Here is a 15,040-nt window from a genome sequence, read left to right on the forward strand (position 1 = left end):
TTGAAATTGAACGACATGCATCCAGGCATCACACCCAGCTGGTGGCCGCCTGCGCCTGGGTGGTGGCTGCTGGCGGCGATCATTTTGATTGGCGTTGCCGTGCTTGTTGGCTGGCTGCTGCGCAAGCGTCGTCGCCAAGCCGCGCTGCTGCGCTTGTTCGATGAAGCCGTCGATCGCGCCGAAACCCCGTCGCAGCAGGTCGCAGCGATGTCGGAACTCCTGCGCCGCGCCGCTCGCCGTCGCGATCCCGCTGCGGACCGGCTGGAAGGCGAGGAATGGCTGTGTTTCCTCGATGACGGCTTGCCGGGCCAGCCGTTCAGCAGCGGCGCGGGTGCGCTGTTGCGTGACGGCGGTTTTCGCGCTGACGTGGCCGAGGGCGACGTCGCTGCGTTACGCATATTGGCGCGGCGGCGCTACCTGCTGTGGATGCAGCGGCGATGAGTGCGTTGCTGGCGATGTTGTCGATTGAAGGGTTCGCCTGGCCATGGTTGCTCGCAGCCTTGCCGCTGCCCTTGCTGGTGCATGTGCTGGTGCCTGCACGCAAGAATAGCGGTGCCGCACTGCGGGTGCCGTGGGCTGATCGCGTGCAGCGCATTGCTGCCGCCGGCGATGGGGCGGTGCGGGTGCATGGGTTCCGCTGGCTGGCATTCCTGGCTTGGTGCCTGCTGTGTATTGCTGCCGCGCGCCCGCAGCAACTCGGCCCGCCGATTGCGCCGCCACAAGTGGGTCGTGACTTGATGCTGGCGGTCGACCTGTCGGCGAGCATGGGCGAAGAAGACATGCAGCTCGGTGGTCGCATGGTTGATCGGCTGACCGCGGCCAAGGCCGTGCTGTCCGATTTCCTCGACCGTCGCGCAGGCGATCGGGTTGGGTTGATCGTGTTTGGCGAACGCGCCTTTGCGCTGACTCCGCTGACCCTGGATCGCGACAGCGTGCGCGACCAGCTTGGCGACAGCGTGGTCGGGCTGGCCGGGCGCGCAACCGCGATTGGCGATGCCATCGCGCTGGCAACCAAACGGCTTCAGCCGAAAGAACATGCGAATGGTTCTTCGAAACAGCACGTCCTGATCCTGCTTACCGACGGCGTGAACACCGCTGGCACGCTGGATCCTGAAAAGGCCGCCAAGATTGCACGAGACAGTGGTGTGCGCATCCACGCGATCGCGTTCGGTGGCAATGGCAGCAGCATGTCGGTGTTCGGTTTCCAGTTGCCCATGGGTGGCGATGATGTTGACGAGGCCGGCTTGCGGCGCATCGCTGCGTTGACGGGTGGCCGGTTCTTCCGTGCGCGCGACACCGACGACCTGGCCGGCATCTATGCTGAAATCGACAAGCTCGAACCGTTACAACGGCAGGGCCGTGCGGTACGCCCGAAGATCGAGCGATATCCGCTGCCGCTGGGAGCAGCACTGTCGCTCGGCTTGCTTGTGCTGGTGTTGGGGCGACGTCGATGAACGCCTTGCTGGCCAGCATCGCCCAACTACATTTCCTGCGGCCCTGGTGGCTGCTTGGACTGTTGCTGTTGCCCGCCATTGCATGGTGGTGGCGTGTCGATGCGATGCGCGCCAACCCGTGGCAGTCCAATGTCGACGCGCACCTGCTGCCACATCTGCTGGTAGGTGATGTCGCCACGTCATCTCGCGCGTGGACGCGATGGTTGGGCCTGCTCGCCGCGGTGATCGCAGTACTGGCGATGGCCGGGCCGGCCTGGCAGAAGGACGAGCAGCCGTTGTGGCAAAGCAAGGCGCCTCTGGTGGTTGCGCTTGATCTTTCCAGCAGCATTCTTGCCAGTGACCTGCCGCCTTCGCGCCTGCCGCAGGCACGCGCGAAACTCGCGACATTGCTGCGCGAACGTGCGGGCGGCCAGGTCGCCTTGGTCGCGTATGCAGGCGATGCCTACACGGTCGCGCCGTTGACCGAAGACGCGGCCAATGTCGCCTTGTTCCTGGATGCCCTGAGCCCGGATGTGATGCCCGAAGACGGCAAGCGCGCGGATCGTGCGATCGCATGGTCACGCAACCTGTTGCAACAGGCCGGCTTCGCCAATGGCGAGATCCTGCTGCTTACTGATCATGCCGATGCAGCGGCGGTGGGCGTCGCGGCCAAGGCACATCTGGCCGGCTACCGGGTGTCGGCATTGGGCCTTGGCACGGCGCAGGGCGGCACGTTCGATACCGGCGCCGGCTTGGGCCAGGCGCGGCTGGATGCTGCAAGCCTGCAGAGGCTGGCCAGTAGTGGTGGTGGCAGCTACCAGACGCTGACCGTCGATGATGCAGACTTGCGCGCATTGGGCGTGCTGGATCCGCAAGCTGATAGTGGCGCCGCAGCACGTGGCGAAAAAATCGCCAGCTGGCGCGATGGCGGTTTTTGGCTGCTGCCGCTGGTCATGCTGCTGGCGTTGCCGCTATTCCGCCGCGGCGCCGGCATGATGGCGGCGGGGATACTCGTGCTTGCAGTGCTGTTGCCGCTGTCACCGGTACCGGCACGGGCTCAGACAGGCCCTGCCGCGCAGGCAAGTGCACCCCAGGCACAGAAGGCACAGGTCACGGGCCCATCCACGAGCAAACTGTGGAAGCGCAGCGACCAGCTGGATTACGCGGGCATGCAGCAAGGCATCGAGGCCTATCGCGAGAAAAATTACAAACAAGCGATCGAGCATTTTTCGGATCTGCACGGTGCCGATGCGCAGTACAACCTGGGCAATGCGCTGGCACAGGCTGGGCGCCTGGATGATGCGATTGCCGCTTATGATCGCGCGCTCAAACTGCAGCCCGAAATGCGTGATGCGGTTGAAAACCGCAGAGCAGTCGAGGCCGCACGCAAGCGCAAGCCGCCACCGGATGGCAAGTCGCAGCAGGACAAGCAGAAAAACTCGCAGCAGGACAAGCAGCAGAAGCCAGGGCAAGGCGAGCAACAAGACAAGCCGCAAGGCAAACAGGACGACAAACAGCAAGACCAGCACGGCGAGGGCGGCCAGGATTCGCAGCCGAAGCAAGGGCAGGCGCAGCCCGGTAAACAGGATCAACAAGTCGATCCGTCCAAGCCTGGGCAGTCGCCATCGAAACAGGATGCGCCGCAACCACAGGATGCGAAGTCGCAGGCTGATGCCGATGCCGCACAACGCAAGCGCATGCAGGAGGCTCTAGGCAAACAGACACCGGCAGACAAGCCCGGTAAACAGACCAAAGCACAATCCGAGACCGCCGAACAGCGCGAGCGCCGCCTCGCCAACCAGGCGCAGTTGCAACGCGTTCCCGACGATCCCGGTGCGCTGCTGCGGGCAAGGTTCCGGCTCGAATACCAGCGCCGACAGCAGCTGGATGAAGGGCCGTGAGCGCGAACCTGCGCCAGGCGTGGATACACGCATGCATTGCACTGATGTTGTTGGCATGCACGCTGCCTGCATTCGCGCAGACGCGTGCATGGCTGGATCGCGAACAGGTGACCTACGGCGAGACTGCCACCCTCAACATCGAGACCGACAGCTCCGTTCAGCAGATCGACTATGCGCCGCTGGCCGCGAACTTCGAGATCGCCGGGCAGACCGTGCGCCGTAGTTTCGAACGGGTAAACGGGAAATCCAGCACGCATTCGCTGTTCGCGGTCGGCATCCGCCCGCGCGGACCCGGCGTAGTCACGGTGCCGGCGTTACGCGTCGGCAATTCCAGCACTGAACCGCTGCGGATGACGATCATGCCTGCTTCGGTGCAAAAAGCCAGCAGCGATGCCGATGCCTTCGTGGAAACCGAGGTCGATGCCGACCACCCTTACGTGCAGCAGGCGGTTGGCATGGTGGTGCGGCTGTTTGTCGGGGTGAACTTGTTGTCTGGCCAGTTGGACCAGGACCAGCCACCCGGCACCAGCCTGCAGCAGGTCGGTGAAGACCTGCGTTACCAGCGGCAAATCGACGGTCGCCGCTACAGCGTGATCGAACGCCGCTACCTGCTGATCCCCGAACGCAGCGGCGACTTGCTGATTCCCGGCGCACGTTTCAACGGGCAGTCGGTGAGCGATTTCTTCGACGGCGCATTCGGCGATGGTCGCAAGCCGTTGTCTGCCGCGGCGCCGGCCAAGCTGCTGCAGGTACAAAAGATCCCGGCCAATGCGCCGCAGCCATGGCTGCCCTTGCGTGACTTGCGGTTGCGCTATGTGCAGGACCCCAAGCAGGCGCGCGCGGGTGTTGCAGCAACCGTCGAATTGGAAATGATCGCTGACGGTGCCAGCGCCAGCCAGTTGCCGGCGCTGGTATTTCCGCCAACGAAGGATGCGCAGGTATTCGCCGATCCGCCGCAAACCGATGTGCAATTGGTCGATGGACGTCCGCGGGCCACATTGCGCCTGCGGATTTCCATCGTGCCGTTGCATGCCGGAACGCTGAGCCTGGCAGGACCGAGCGTTGACTGGTGGGATGCCACGCAAGGCGTTGCGCGCACTGCCACGTTGCCGCCGTTGACGCTGCAGGTTGCACCGGGAGCTGCGACTGTGGCTGCAGACGCTACTGGCGCTTCGCAACCGACCACAGGCATTGCAGCACGGCAGGACAGGAAGTCGCCGGTGGCGCAAGCCTTTGCCGGTTTCAGGCAGGTACTGCCGTGGCTGGCAGCGATGCTTGGACTTGCCGTGTTGCTGGGCGGATGGTGGTTCGCACGGCATCGGAAAACCCGGGTAGATGCCCTCGCCGTGACCCCACCGACCACGATTGGCGCAGCGCCTAAAGCACTGTCGTTGGCTGATGCGCTCAAGGCAGGTGGGCTTGCCGGTATCGCCGAAGCGCTCTGCAACGCAGCGGGCCTGCCCGGCGACGACCTGGATACGCTGCGCATGCAATTGGACGATGCCGGCCAAGTCGCCGCGGTGGGCCGATTGCAGGCTGCGCGCTGGGGAAGTGGCGACGCGACCGCGGCGCTTGCCTCGTTGCGGGCTGCCTTCGGCAAAGGCCTGCGCCTGCGCCGGAAGAATCGTCAGGCCAAAGCACTGTTACCGCCTTTGTATCCGCAGTCCTGACCCCGTCGTTTGCTAAGCTCGCCGGCTTACCGGGAAACGACGGAACCAGACCATGAGTGAAGCCAAGGCCGGCGACGGCAAGCTGCAGCTGCACTGGAAGATGCTGATTGGCTTCATTGCCGGCTTGGGGTTGGGCCTGGTTGCACATTACGTCTCCGGCGCCGATGCGGGATGGGTGCAGTGGTTGACGACTTATGTCACCCAACCCGCGGGTACCTTGTTCCTGCGCCTGATCTTCATGCTGATCATCCCGCTGCTGTTTTCGGCGCTGATCATGGGCGTGGCGGAAATGGGCGACGTGCGTTCGCTCGGCCGCGTCGGCTGGAAGACGCTGGGCTACACCGTGGTGGCCTCAGGGATCGCGGTCGTGCTGGGCCTGGTGCTGGTCAATTGGCTCAAGCCCGGTGCCGGCGTGGATCCGGCTGCGGCACAAGCAATGCTGGCGCAGGGCGCCGACCGCGCGCAGGCCATCGTCAGTGGCAACAGTGGCCAGATGAAGGGCATCGACATGTTGCTCGGGATCGTCCCGGACAACGTGATCAAGGCAGCGGCGGACAACACGATCCTGGCGGTGATGTTCTTCTCGCTGATGCTCGGTATTGGTTTGGTGCTCACCCGCAGCAAGGCAACCGAAGTCCTGTTGCTGGGAATCCAGGGGCTGTTCGAAGTATCGATGACCCTGATCGGACTGGTCATCCGGTTGGCCCCGTATGCGGTGTTCTGCTTCATGTTCAACCTGGCCGCGCTGTTCGGCTGGGATCTTCTACGCAGCCTTGGCGCCTACGTCGGCGTGGTGGTGTTGGCACTGGCGATCCACATGTTCGTGGTTTATTCGCTGATGTTGAAGTTCCTGGCCGGCTGGTCACCGCCGAAGTTCTTCAAGGGCGTGCAGGAAGCGATGGTGATGGCGTTCTCGACCGCGTCGAGCAATGCCACCCTGCCGGTTGCATTGCGCGTGGCCGACGAGAAACTGCACCTGCCGCGCAATGTATCGCGCTTCGTGCTGACCGTCGGTGCCACCGCCAACCAGAACGGCACCGCCCTGTTCGAGGGCGTCACCGTGCTGTTCCTGGCCCAGTTCTTCGGCGTCGACCTGAGTCTGATGCAACAGGTGACGGTGATGTTCGTCTGCATCCTCGGCGGTATCGGCACCGCCGGCGTGCCGGCAGGATCGCTACCGGTGGTCGCCCTGATCTGCGGAATGGTCGGCGTGCCGCCGGAAGGGATCGGCCTGATCCTGGGCGTTGATCGCTTCCTGGACATGTGCCGGACCACGCTCAATGTCACCGGCGATCTGATGCTGGCCACCATCGTGTCGAAGGACGAAGTGGATGCGCGAAGCCGCTCCCCGATAGCCGGGTAGGACTTCGCGCAGGGCGCTATCCAGGATTACTTGGTTTTCTTGGCTTCCATGGCTTCTTCATTAGCCTCTTCCTTGGATTCTTTCCTGGCTTTCTTGGCTTCCTTCCTGTCCTGTACGAGTTCCTTGGCCTGGTCCTTTGGCGTCTCGATGACGCTACTGGCAATCATGCCGGTCAGGGCATTGACCTGAACCTCGTGGATGTTTCGGTCTTTCGGAAGGGTGATGTCGAACGACCAGACCAACGCGCCATTCTCGTTTTCCAGTTCGGAGTCCTTGATCGTGCCACCCGGGACCTTGGCAAGCGCGGTCTTGGTTGCGGCTTCTTTGGTGACCTTGGCCTGCTTCAGGAGTGAAGCCTGGCTGGCTTCTGCAGCATGCGCAGGGGCGCTGCAGGCAATAGCGAAAACGGTTGCGGCGGCGAGCGGAATCAAGCTGTTTCGGAACGACATGATGGTTCTCCTTAGATTCGGGGATTGCCCGGCGATTGCCGAGCGTGACTGGTACGGGTGGAACATGTGGAATCAGAATTTCCTGTTGTAGCCGACCATCAGCCCACGGCCGGGCAGCAGTCCCATGATCAACGGGCTCTTGCGATGGTGCGAATACAGGCCCCAGCCAACGCCGATCGCGGCGCCCACCAGCACATCGCTTTGCCAATGGCCTTGCACCTTGACCCGTGCGACCGCGTCATAGACAGGCAATACTGCAAGTGCCCAGACCGCAGGATGGTCGTGGCCGTACTCGGCGATGAATGGTGTCACCACGGCGCTGATTTCGGCGACTTCGCCGCTCGGGAAGCTTTGGTAACCGTGGCCCTTGAAGAAATCGTTGGGATTGGCGTCCTGGATGGGGCGCGCCCGCGAAAACGCATATTTCATGACCGTGGTGGTGCCTGCGGTGAACACCATGGCATCCAGCGACTGGTCGAAGGTGCGGCCAAGTCGGGTATCGCTGTCGGCGAACAGCGCGCCGCCGAGTACCGTCAATGCGGCGCCCGCTGCCAGGTCCTTCTGGTAGCTGCGTTTCCAGATTCCGGAATCGTCGTAGGTGACGCGATGGTCGATGCCGAGCGGCCCACCCGCGATCGCGCACGCCGGGAGCAGCGAAAGCATCGCACCGAGTACAGTTAGAGGGCGCGGAACCATGGCCGTGTCCTGTCGGTTGGGGAGCATGCAGCCTGCGCTTGCAGGCGTGAGGGGTGGCTCAGCCGTATCTCAGCGAATCGTTATGCGGCGCAGGCCGCCTAGCAACGCGCACCGGCCGGCGCAACCGCGACAGCACTGGCCATGGATGGGACAATGCGCGGCCCGCGTGCCGCCGGGCGCAGCCCAACGTGCCCACATGACCACGCCTGCTTCTGAAAAGCCCAGTCGCCGCGAACTCGCCAACGCGATCCGTTTCCTTGCCATCGACGCGGTGCAGGCCGCCAACTCCGGCCACCCGGGCATGCCGATGGGCATGGCCGACATCGCCGAAGTGCTCTGGAACGATTACCTGCAGCACAACCCGAACAATCCGACATGGTTCAACCGCGATCGCTTCGTGCTGTCCAATGGCCACGGTTCGATGCTGCATTACGCGCTGCTGCACCTGAGCGGCTACGACCTGTCAATCGATGACCTGAAGAAGTTCCGTCAGCTGGATTCGAAGACGCCGGGCCATCCCGAAAACTTCATGACCCCGGGCGTGGAAACCACCACCGGTCCGCTGGGGCAGGGCTTCGCGAATGCCGTGGGGTTCGCGCTGGCGGAAAAGCTCCTCGCGCAGCGTTTCAACAGGCCGGAACTGGCCATCGTCGACCACCGCAGCTGGGTGTTCATGGGCGACGGCTGCCTGATGGAAGGCATCAGCCATGAAGCCGCATCACTGGCCGGCACCTGGGGCCTGGAGAAGCTGGTCGCGTTCTGGGACGACAACCACATCAGCATCGATGGCAATGTCCAGGGCTGGTTCACCGACGACACCCCGGCGCGTTTCGAGGCCTATGGCTGGAACGTGATCCGCGGCGTCGACGGGCACGATGCAACCGAAATCAAGACCGCGATCGAGACCGCGCTGAAATCCGATGGCAAGCCGACGCTGATCTGCTGCCGGACCACGATTGGCTTTGGTTCGCCGAACAAATCCGGCAAGGAATCCAGCCACGGCGCGGCGCTGGGCAAGGATGAAGTGGCAGCGACGCGTGAAGCGCTGGGCTGGCCGTATCCCGCGTTCGAGATCCCGCAGCAGCTGCGCGACGGCTGGCGTGCCGGCAATGCCGGACTGGTCCGCGAAGACCAATGGAACACCTTGTTCGATGCGTACGCGACGCGCTATCCGGTCGAGGCTGACGAACTGGTGCGGCGTTCGAAGAAGGAATTGCCTGACGATTTCGAGGCCAATGCACAGGCGTACATCGAGAAGTTGCAGGCCGAAGGTTTGAGCATTGCATCGCGCAAGGCCTCGCAGATGGCGATCGAAGCATTCGCGCCACAGTTGCCGGAACTGGTGGGTGGCTCGGCCGACCTCGCGCATTCCAACCTGACCTTGTGGAAGGGCAGCAAGTCGGTCGCGACCGCTGATGCCGATGCCAACTACATTTATTTCGGCGTGCGCGAATTCGCGATGACCGCGATCAGTAATGGGCTGGCCCTGCATGGCGGGTTCATTCCGTACGACGCGACCTTCCTGGTGTTCAGCGACTACGCGCGCAACGCTGTGCGCATGAGTGCATTGATGGACGCGCAGGCGATTCATGTCTACACGCACGATTCGATTGGCTTGGGTGAAGACGGCCCGACCCATCAGCCGATCGAGCATCTCGCATCGCTGCGCTACATCCCCAACAACGATGTCTGGCGCCCTTGCGATGCGGTGGAGTCGGCGGTGTGCTGGAAGGCCGCGATTGATCGCCGCGATGGTCCGAGCTGTTTGATCTTCAGCCGGCAGAACCTGCCGCACCAGGCGCGCGATGCAGACCAATTGCGCGATATCACGCGTGGTGGTTACGTGCTCAAGCACAGCGTCGGCGCGCCGCAACTGATCCTGATCGCGACCGGCTCCGAAGTGGGCCTGGCGATGGATGCTGCCGCGCAATTGGGCGATGGCGTGCGCGTGGTGTCGATGCCATCGACCGATGTGTTCGATCGCCAGGACGCGGCTTATCGCGAAGCGGTGTTGCCGAATGCCTGCCGCAAGCGTGTTGCGATTGAAGCCGGCGTCAGCGATTTCTGGCGCAAGTATGTCGGCCTGGATGGCGCCGTGATCGGCATCGATACCTATGGCGCTTCCGCACCGATCGAAGCCGTGATGCCGCACTTCGGTTTCACCGTGGAGAACGTGGTCGAGACGGCGAGGGCGTTGGCCTGAGCATGCGTGTGCGACGAGGTGCATGTCCGGCAATCGCGGTTGCCGGCGGGAATTGTGCTTCGGCTTCCCTGTCACATCCTTCGGTCAATGGCTGCGGGCCGGGGGTTTGGGTGACGGATAGAGAACGATGGCCGAACTGATCGAGTTGCATGCTGTCCGCCGTCGCTATGCCATGGACGGGCAGGTGGTGGACGCGCTTGCCGGCATCGACCTGCACATTCGTGCTGGCGAATTCATCGCGATTACTGGAGCCTCTGGCTCGGGCAAGTCGAGCCTGCTCAATATCCTGGGCTGCCTGGATCGCCCGACCGAGGGCCGTTACCTGATCGAGGGGCTGGATGTCGCTGGCATGGATGATGAGGCCGCCAGTGACATCCGCAACCGTCGCATCGGCTTCGTGTTCCAGAGTTTCCACTTGCTGCCGCGCCTGACCGTGCTGGAAAACGTGCTGCTGCCGCTGCGCTTCCATCGTCAACCGCCGCAGGATGCAGACGCACATGCACGTGAACTCCTACGCCAGGTCGGGCTGCAAGATCGCATGGCGCATCGGCCGACGGAATTGTCGGGCGGGCAGATGCAGCGTGCTGCAATCGCCCGTGCGCTGGTGCTGCGTCCGGCGATCCTGCTGGCTGACGAGCCCACCGGCAACCTGGATTCCAAGAGCGCAGCGGACGTGCTGCGCCTGATCGAAGGCGTGCATGCCGGCGGCCAGACCGTAGTGATGGTCACCCACGACCATGACATCGCCGCGCGCGCGGCGCGCCAGATCCGTCTGCATGACGGCAGGATCGAATATGACGTGCATCAGCATGCGGCGCACTGAGCTGCGCGCCGCATTCGCAGCCTGCCTGCTGCTGGCGGCTGCATGGCCGGCCGTGGCCGGAACCGCGACCGTGCTCACCGGCGAGGTGCAGGCGGTCGATGCGCAGACCATTTACACGCCGGAGTCGAATTCGTCACCGGTGGTGATCCGCTACTTCATTCCCGAAGGCACGCAGGTCAAGAAAGATGACGTCGTGCTGCGCCTCGACCCCGGCCAGTCCACGAGCCAGGTGCGTGAGCTCGAGGCACAGATCGAACAAACCCGTGCACGCGCAGCCAAGGAGTTGGCGGAGTTGAGGGTCAAGTCGGTCGATGCCGAACTGGCACTTGGCGATGCCGATGCCGCGTTGGCCACAGCAAGGATCGACGCGAAGATTCCGCGCGAGCTGATCTCGAGCCTGGATTTTGACCGTTATCAGGGCGAACTTGATCGTGCCACTCGCGAAGCTGCGCTCAAGCGCGCCGAGTTCACTGATGCGCGTGCTGCGGTCGAGCGCCGCGGCCGCGATGGCGCACTGGAAGTGGAGAAGCTGCAAGTGCAGCGCGACTATCACGCCTTGCGCATGCTGACTGCGGAGGTGCGCGCGGATCGCGACGGCGTCGTCGTGCACGGCTTCAACCAGGGCTGGCTGGAAGGACGGATCGACGAGGGTTCCTCGACCATGCCCGGCAGCAAGGCTGGGCAAGTCGTCAGCGGCGGCGCGATGCGCGTGCGCGCCTGGGCGCTGGAACCGGACCGTCGGAACCTGCATGTCGGCCAGGACGTGCAGTTGGCCTTCGACGCCTATCCGGGCCACGCCCAGCCCGGCCGAATCACGGCCATTGCCGGCGCACCGGACCGCAAGCCGGAATGGGGCGAGGGCCGCTACTTCACCATCGACATCGACATGCGCCAGCAGGGTGCGCTCAAGCTGCTACCAGGCATGAGCGTGCGGGTGACTGCGCCGAGCAATGGCCAAGGAACGGGCCAGCCAACGGGCCAGCCACCAAGCACGGGAGCAGCGCAACGATGAAACGCCAGCTGCTTTGCGTCTGCCTGTTGTTGTGCGCGACCACCGCCTTCGCCGCGACGCTCAAGATCGACGGCGAGGTCTATGCCCAGCGCACCGCCTCGCTGATGCCACCTGCGGTCGATGATCTCTGGCAATTCAACATCACCCAGCTTGCTGCCGACGGCGATACGGTCAAGCAGGGCGAAGTCGTGCTTGCCTTCGATGGCAGCGAATTGATGAAGCGGCTTACCGAAAAGCAGAGCCTGCTCAAGGAGAAGCAGAGCCAGTTCGACAAACTGCTGCTGGAACTGGCCGAGCGCCAGCGCAACGAACACCTGAGTACCGCCGAGGCGCGTTCCAACCGCGAGAAGGCGCAGCGCAAGACCGCGCAGCCGGAGGAGATCATCGGCGGCATTCCGTACCGCAAGTTGATGGTCGCGCGCCAGCAAGCCGAACGCCGTGCAACACTGGTCGAGCGCCGCGAGCAACTGAGCGCGGAACAGCGTGTGCAGGAAAGGCGTTTGCTCGAATCCGAGGTCGCGCAGTTGCAGCGCGAAGTGCTGGAGTTGCAGGCATCACTGGCGGCGATGCGCGTCACCGCACCACGCACCGGGCTGATGATGCACAAGAGCAACTGGCAGGGTGAGAAGTTCGATGTCGGCTCGCAAGTGTGGAAGGGGATGTCGGTGGCCGAGATCCCCGACACCACGACGCTTGCAGTGCGCGCGCAACTGCCCGAGCGCGAGCTGACCCGGGTGCGGATCGGCGGGTCGGCACGGATAGTGATCGAAGGCGGTGTCGGCAGTGCGCTGAAAGGCCGTGTCACCGCGATTGGTCGCACCGTGCGCAGCAAATCGCGGGTGCAGCCGATCCCGGTGATCGACGTGGAAATCAAACTCGACAATCCGCGGGCGAAGCTCAAACCCGGCCAGCCGGTACGGGTGGAATTGACTGTCGCCGATGCCGGGGCATCGCCATGAACAGCCGCAAGCTATTGCTTGCGTGCATCGTGCTTGCGCTGTCCTCCTGCAGCGAAGACGTGCCGGGGCCGGTGCTTGAAACTGTCGCCCCAGCCAATATCGTGCTCAGTGTGCAGGCTGATGGCGAATTGAAATCCTCCAAAGCCACGCCGCTGATGGTGCCGGGCCAGAACTGGTCGTCTCGCCGGCTAACCTGGATGGCGCCGGAAGGCAGCCTGGTGAAGAAGGGCGAGCTGATCGCGCGTTTTTCCGCCGATGAAGGCAAGCAGCAGTTGGCGCAGGCGCTGATCGACCTGCAGCGCAACGCGCTGGCGCACGCGGCCAAGCAGGACGAGCTTGAAGCCGGTCGTGACCGCGTCGACGTCGACCTGGCCAAGGTCGGTACCGATCTCGGCATTGCCCGTCGCTACGCCGACGCCGACCTCAGCACGATGGCGCGCAATGACGTGCTCGACGCGGTGCAGGATGCGAGGTTCCTAGGCGCCAAGCGCGACAACATGCAATGGAAGCGTGGCCAGTTCGGCGTGCGCGGCGGTGCCGAGCTGGCGGTGCTGGACACACAGCGCGCAACGTATTCGATCAATGCGAAGACGCGCCAGGACGACCTTGATGCGCTGGAGTTGCGCGCGCCACACGACGGCGTGCTGATGCTCAGCGCCAACTGGTCCGGCGAAAAGCTGAGCGTGGGCAGCAACCTGTTCGCGGGCACCGACTTCGGCAGCCTGCCCGACCCCGGCGGGATGGAAGTCGAGCTGACCCTGCCTCAGATCGAGGCGCAGGGCCTGCGCCTTGGCATGCTGGTGGAAGTGCATCCGGTGGGCCGGCCCGCGCAGAAGATCACCAGCAAGCTCAGCTGGGTGGCGAGCGCCGCCAAGCCGCGTAGCCGCAGCAACCCGGTGAAGGTGCTGACGATGAAGGCGCCGATACCGGCCGATGCGATCCGCAATTACGGGCTGGTCCCCGGCCAGAACATGCAGGCCACGATCATCTTGCTGCGCGCCGACAATGCATTGAGCGTGGCCAACGTTGCTGTGGAAAGTGACGACGGCCGCAGCTACGTGCAGGTGCGCGACGGCGATGGTTTCAAGCGTCGCGAAGTGACGCTTGGCATACGCGACACTGCGCGTTCGCAGGTGCTCAAGGGGCTGAAGGCAGGCGAGAACGTACGGCTGACCAGCGGTGTTGCACCCGAATCCGACGATGCCGGAGCGACTGCAGGGGACGGCAAGGACAACAAGCCTGCGGGCGATGACGGGGCGACCAAGACATGATTCAGCGCGTGCTCCGGTACCTGCCGCAGATTTGGCGCGAGGCGATCGACGAACTGTGGCGTCGCCGCTTGCGCACGCTGCTCACCTTGCTTGGCATGATTTTCGGGGTCGGCGCGATCGTGGCGATGCAGGCGGTCGGCGAAGGCAGCAAGCGCGAGGCACTGCGGCTGGTCGAGAGCCTGGGCCTTCACAACCTGATCGTTGAAGCCAAGCAGCAGGATGAGGACGTGCTGAAGGAAACCCGCGCGCGCAGTTTGGGCCTGAATGTTGCCGACGCGCGCGCCGCGCTGGCAGTGGTGCCGGGTGCGGAGCGCTTCGCCGCGGAAAAACCGGTGAAGACCCATTCGGTATTCAGCGATTTTGGCAGCGGCAATGCGCAGGCCAGTGGCGTCAGTGCAGACTGGTTCGCCCTGTCCTCGTTGCAGGTCGCACGCGGTCGCGCGCTCACTGCGCAAGACGATGCCGAACTGGCGCCGGTGGCCGTGCTCGGCCACCAGGCCGCTACTGACCTGTTCCCCAAGACTGATCCGATCGGCGACCACGTCAAGGTCAACCACGTGTGGCTGGAAGTGGTCGGTGTGCTGGCCGATCGTGACCTCGGCAAGGACAGTTTCGAAGGTGTGCCGTTGGGACTGGAGAGCAATCGGGTGTACCTGCCCTTGGCCAGCGCGCGGGCGCGCTTCAAGTTCCAGCAGCAGGAAGACGAAGTTGACCGCTTCCTGTTGCGCCTGCGCGATCCGGAACAGCTTGCCGCAGGCGCGAGTGTCCTCGCTGCAATGCTCGACCAGCGCCACGCTGGCATGCGCGATTACACGCTGGTGGTGCCACAGCAGTTGTTCCGCCAACACCAACAGACCCAGCGCATCTTCCAGGTGGTGATGGGCGCGATTGCTGGCGTCAGTCTGCTGGTCGGCGGCATCGGCATCATGAACATCATGCTCGCCAATGTTCTCGAACGACGCCGCGAGATCGGCCTGCTGCGCGCCCTCGGCGCGCGCCGTCGCGATGTGGTCGCACAGTTCCTGCGCGAGGCCACCGTGATCTGCGTCGTGGGCGCGCTGCTGGGCCTTCTATTCGGCACCGCGCTCGCCTATATGATCGCCACGTTCGCTGGCTGGCAGGTGGCATGGGCACCCCTGCCGATCCTGCTCTCGGCCGCATTCTGCGCGCTGGTTGGCCTGGCCTTCGGCGTGTATCCGGCTCGGCAGGCCGCGCAACTGGATCCGATCACCTCCTTGCGGCAGGAGTGATTTCCGCTAT

The 15,040-nt window shown here is 64.0% G+C and carries 13 protein-coding genes; 11 read left to right on the forward strand and 2 right to left on the reverse strand.

What is annotated here, in order from left to right; translation table 11 throughout:
• Window positions 1-15: 15 nt before the first annotated feature.
• Genes PSV05_RS01140 through PSV05_RS01160 form a run of 5 tightly spaced genes read left to right on the forward strand, consistent with a single transcriptional unit; the run spans window position 16 to window position 6,367 of the window.
• Entirely contained in the window at window positions 16-441 is a 426-nt protein-coding gene (locus PSV05_RS01140) for a DUF4381 domain-containing protein (protein ID WP_300060236.1), read from the forward strand.
• Entirely contained in the window at window positions 438-1,454 is a 1,017-nt protein-coding gene (locus PSV05_RS01145) for a VWA domain-containing protein (protein WP_300060238.1), read from the forward strand. The genes PSV05_RS01140 and PSV05_RS01145 overlap by 4 nt, the downstream gene beginning before the upstream one ends.
• Window positions 1,451-3,334: a VWA domain-containing protein gene (locus PSV05_RS01150; RefSeq protein ID WP_300060241.1), complete on the forward strand. Its 1,884-nt coding sequence runs from the start codon at window positions 1,451-1,453 to the stop codon at window positions 3,332-3,334. Before PSV05_RS01145 ends, PSV05_RS01150 begins: the two co-directional genes overlap by 4 nt.
• On the forward strand, window positions 3,331-5,004 hold the full coding sequence (locus tag PSV05_RS01155; protein WP_300060244.1) for a BatD family protein: 1,674 nt from the start codon (window positions 3,331-3,333) through the stop codon (window positions 5,002-5,004). The genes PSV05_RS01150 and PSV05_RS01155 overlap by 4 nt, the downstream gene beginning before the upstream one ends.
• A gap of 52 nt (window positions 5,005-5,056) precedes the next feature.
• Window positions 5,057-6,367 carry a dicarboxylate/amino acid:cation symporter gene (locus PSV05_RS01160; RefSeq protein ID WP_300060247.1) on the forward strand — a complete coding sequence of 437 codons (1,311 nt, stop codon included), beginning with the start codon at window positions 5,057-5,059 and terminating at the stop codon, window positions 6,365-6,367.
• Between the two features lie 26 nt (window positions 6,368-6,393).
• On the opposite strand, the gene PSV05_RS01165 is transcribed toward PSV05_RS01160, so the two are convergent.
• On the reverse strand, window positions 6,394-6,816 hold the full coding sequence (locus PSV05_RS01165; protein ID WP_300060250.1) for a PepSY domain-containing protein: 423 nt from the start codon (window positions 6,814-6,816) through the stop codon (window positions 6,394-6,396).
• A gap of 72 nt (window positions 6,817-6,888) precedes the next feature.
• Window positions 6,889-7,479 carry a phosphatase PAP2 family protein gene (locus tag PSV05_RS01170; protein WP_300060253.1) on the reverse strand — a complete coding sequence of 197 codons (591 nt, stop codon included), beginning with the start codon at window positions 7,477-7,479 and terminating at the stop codon, window positions 6,889-6,891.
• A 229-nt stretch (window positions 7,480-7,708) separates the two neighbouring features.
• Here PSV05_RS01170 and tkt point away from each other — a divergent pair, with 229 nt between their 5' ends.
• The 6 genes from tkt (at window position 7,709) to PSV05_RS01200 (ending at window position 15,030) form a co-directional block, all read left to right on the forward strand.
• Entirely contained in the window at window positions 7,709-9,715 is a 2,007-nt protein-coding gene (tkt, locus tag PSV05_RS01175; RefSeq protein ID WP_300060256.1) for a transketolase, read from the forward strand.
• Between the two features lie 127 nt (window positions 9,716-9,842).
• Window positions 9,843-10,538 (forward strand): ABC transporter ATP-binding protein, encoded by a 696-nt coding sequence (locus PSV05_RS01180; RefSeq protein ID WP_300060259.1) that lies wholly within the window; start codon window positions 9,843-9,845, stop codon window positions 10,536-10,538.
• Window positions 10,510-11,550, forward strand: a complete 1,041-nt coding sequence (locus PSV05_RS01185; protein WP_300060263.1) for an HlyD family efflux transporter periplasmic adaptor subunit — start codon at window positions 10,510-10,512, stop codon at window positions 11,548-11,550. The genes PSV05_RS01180 and PSV05_RS01185 overlap by 29 nt, the downstream gene beginning before the upstream one ends.
• Window positions 11,547-12,509, forward strand: coding sequence for an HlyD family secretion protein (locus tag PSV05_RS01190; RefSeq protein WP_300060266.1), 963 nt, complete (start codon window positions 11,547-11,549; stop codon window positions 12,507-12,509). The genes PSV05_RS01185 and PSV05_RS01190 overlap by 4 nt, the downstream gene beginning before the upstream one ends.
• Window positions 12,506-13,780 carry a hypothetical protein gene (locus PSV05_RS01195; protein ID WP_300060268.1) on the forward strand — a complete coding sequence of 425 codons (1,275 nt, stop codon included), beginning with the start codon at window positions 12,506-12,508 and terminating at the stop codon, window positions 13,778-13,780. The genes PSV05_RS01190 and PSV05_RS01195 overlap by 4 nt, the downstream gene beginning before the upstream one ends.
• Window positions 13,777-15,030 (forward strand): ABC transporter permease, encoded by a 1,254-nt coding sequence (locus tag PSV05_RS01200; RefSeq protein ID WP_300060270.1) that lies wholly within the window; start codon window positions 13,777-13,779, stop codon window positions 15,028-15,030. Before PSV05_RS01195 ends, PSV05_RS01200 begins: the two co-directional genes overlap by 4 nt.
• The last annotated feature ends 10 nt before the right edge of the window (window positions 15,031-15,040 follow it).

It is taken from the genome of Thermomonas sp., assembly GCF_029945965.1.
In the GTDB taxonomy this organism is placed as follows: Bacteria; Pseudomonadota; Gammaproteobacteria; order Xanthomonadales; family Xanthomonadaceae; genus Thermomonas.